We start from the raw sequence: 3,204 nt of genomic DNA on the forward strand, positions 1-3,204 counted from the left end.
CCGGCGGCGGACCAGTAGGCCACGCGGCGCTCGGCGATGTCGCGGCCCAGGCGCGGGATGATCAGGCGGGAGAGCACGAACCAGATCGCCAGGCCGGCGATCAGCGCGGGCAGGCGCATCCACACGGATGCCGTGGACACCTTGACCATCAGCGCCAACAGGTCGTAGTACGGGGCGCCGAAGGGAGATTCGGGGGCGCCGAACCAGCGGTAGTAGTTGGCCATGTACCCGGACTCGTCGGAGACGCGGGCCATGGTGAAGATGTAGCCGTCATCGGAGGTGTTCGCGCCGATGAAGTGCCAGACGACGAGGATGAAGCCGACCAGCGCGTCGAGCGGGCGGACGCGCCAGGCGTCCTTGCGCAGCCACGGGGTCGGCGAGGAACCGTCGACCTTGTCGATGCGCCACAGCGTCCACAACGACACCAGGGCCAGCAGCAGGCCGAGCCACATGACGATGTACTTGATGATCGTCGGCTTCGACGTGTACCGGCTGTCGATCTCCATGTCGACGTTCAGGCCCGCGGCCACGGCGGCCGCCGCGTCGCCGTCGGCGGGCAGGGAGGTGTAGATGCCGACTGTCTGCGGCCGGATGTCCTCCTCCACGACGCCGCGCAGCGGCTCGCCCTCCTCGTCGACGGCGCCGTCGACGAACGCCTCGGTGGACTCGTGCGTGGAGCGGATGGACAGGATCCCGTCCCGGTTCGCCTCCAGCTCGTCCTGGTTCAGGGACAGCACCGCGCGGTCGCGGACGACGACGTCGACGGAGCCGTTGACGCGGCGGACCTGCAGGCCCTCGGCGGTCGGGTCCTTCGAATCCGGCGGCAGGGTGCCGACCAGCAGCGTGCGGCCCTCCGGCAGCTCGTCGACCAGCGACAGCGGCACGTCCATCGACAGCGAGATCGGGGCCTGCGCCATCAGGGGCGCGTCGACCGAGTTCAGGCTGTCGTTCTGGGGCCAGCTCAGCGACGACTGGGTCTGGGTCACCGGGAGGAAGGGCAGCGCGACGAAGCACAGGAAACCGATGATGCCCGCGGCGATGGCCGCGAGCCGAACGCCCTTGGTGGGCTTCGGTCCGTCCATCGGCGGGCGTTCGATCCGGTCCACGGTCACCACGGGTTCGTCGGGATCCGGGCTCCGTTTGATTTCACTGGTTTCGGCAGACACGGAAACACAGTTTACGGAAAAGGCCCCTATTGCCTAATCAGGATGACAAAAGGCCCCTTTTGGGTAACCTTCCAATGCTTCTCGAACGCGGCCGGGTCGAAGGCGACCCCGCGGAAAAGGACGTTGGGATTGTTGGGGTAGATGTCGTCGGCCAGGTCAATGGTGAAACGCCCGTCGGGGTCGGACGCGTCGCCGCGGACGATGATCGCGTCGGGCCCCCGCCACGGGTCGGCGTCCATCGCGTTGACCAGTTCGTCGGGGTCGGTGATGGCCGCCCATTCCTCGATGGCGGCGTTGCGCCGGTCGAATTCGCCCAAGGGGTTGGCGTAATGGCTGGTCAGGGCCTGGAACGAGTAATAGGGGAAGAACGCCTGGAAATTGCGCTCATCCGTGAGCACCACGGACTCCGTCGGCTCCAGCCCGGACTCGCGCAGGACGCGGTCGATTTCGGGGAACCACTTGCCGGCGTCGGGCGCGAAACGGTCGGCGCGCTCGCCGTATCCGTCGGTGTCGGTGTGGGCCAGATCGATCGGCCCGTGGAGGCGGGTGGGGATCGACTGGGCGTAACCGACGCCTGCGAGCAAGATCACCATCGCGAGTACGGCGCTGATGGCGCGCGCGGCGGCGGGGCGCACGGCGGCGGGCCACAGCTTTTCGACCCCGTTGAGCTTCATGTCGGCGATGGCGAACACGCCGGCCGTCGCCAGCATCAGGGTGATCGGCGCCTCCAGCCGGAAGCCCAGCAGGGTCCGCCCGGCCAGCGTGGCGATCATCGACGCGACCACCCAGCCGTACATCACGGCCAGACCGATGATCATGGCCCGGGTGTCGGGTTCGAGCACGCGCACCATCATCCAGATCAGGCCCAGCAGGCACATCAGGCCGATGACTGACGCGGCGAACATGGGCAGCGGCACGCGCGCTCCGTTGTCGGGCAGGTAGTTCATGGCGGTCGCGCCAGACGACGCCGCGCCGGTCAGCGTGGCCCATAGGTAGGGGGCCCACACCGTGGCGGCGATGAGCATGGAACCCGCGCCCATCAAAACGAGCTTTGCGACGGGCCGCCAGGACCTCTCCGCCGCACAGACCGCGATGGTCAGCGTGATCACGATGAGGGCGCCGACGGCGGTGTGGAGCGTGTAGAACGTCGCGGAGAATCCCAGGAAGACGATGACGCCCACCGTCGCCGACCACGCGCCGGCCAGTGCGCGGCGGGCCATGACGGCCAGCGGCGGCAGGCCCATGGCCACGACGGCGGCGTAGGGCTCGTCGGCAGTGGTGGAGATGGCGATGGCCGTCGTCAGCAGCGCGATGCCCGCCGCCACGGGCAGCGAACCGGACAGCCGCTGCCACACCGGGACCAGCAGGGAACCGCCCGCGGCCAGCGTGATCAGCGCCCACGGCTGGAAAACCTCCCAGCCGGGGATGCCCAGCAGGTCGGCGAGACGGCCGCCGGCCAGGAACCAGCCGGCGGGGTAGTACGACGGGATGTCGATGTACGCCATGTCGTTGAGCCCGAATTCCGCGGTCATGCGGGTCAGGTATTCGGTGCGGAACTCCTGGTCGACGCTGATTCCGTCGAGATACAGGCGCGCCGACCCCAGCGGGATGGCCAGGGTCGACGCGACCAGCGCGGCCGGCGACAAGTAGGACACGACGTAGGTGAGCAGTTCCATCCAGCGGGGGCGGGCGCCGGCGCCGCGGGTGGCCCAGAACCACAGCAGCACCGTGACGGCCAGCAGCAGGACCACGGTCACGGCGGAGGAGATCGCCCGCGTGACCATCGATCCGCCGAACGCCGGCAGCGAGATCCGGTGCAGCACGAACCACGCGACGAACGCCACGATCGCGCCGCCGACGGCAGCCGCGAACATGCCCAGCGCCGCGTGCTTCAGCGACAGCTGGTCGTCGGCGAAGACCTCGCCCACGGGGTCCGTGGCGAACGGGTTGTCCCGGTGGTCGTGCGGGGCCTTCGTTGCCGTGGCCGCCGCCGGGCTCGGCGGCGCAGTGCTTTCTGACATGGGACCAGTCTCCCACA

The 3,204-nt window shown here is 69.0% G+C and carries 2 protein-coding genes; both read right to left on the minus strand.

Translation table 11 applies throughout. From position 1 onward, the window contains the following. Window positions 1–1,082 (minus strand): arabinosyltransferase domain-containing protein (locus GX015_RS03060; protein WP_291342718.1); only part of this gene is annotated, 1,082 nt, incomplete at its 3' end. A 110-nt stretch (window positions 1,083–1,192) separates the two neighbouring features. Beyond that, window positions 1,193–3,187, minus strand: a complete 1,995-nt coding sequence (locus GX015_RS03065; RefSeq protein WP_291342719.1) for a galactan 5-O-arabinofuranosyltransferase — start codon at window positions 3,185–3,187, stop codon at window positions 1,193–1,195. Window positions 3,188–3,204 lie beyond the last annotated feature (17 nt).

It is taken from the genome of Corynebacterium sp., from assembly GCF_012837295.1.
GTDB lineage: Bacteria > Actinomycetota > Actinomycetes > Mycobacteriales > Mycobacteriaceae > Corynebacterium.

Excerpts from the sequence above, each read along its gene's own strand:
- GX015_RS03065 (WP_291342719.1), bottom strand. The coding sequence starts at position 3,187 with ATGTCAGAAAGCACTGCGCCGCCGAGCCCGGCGGCGGCCACGGCAACG.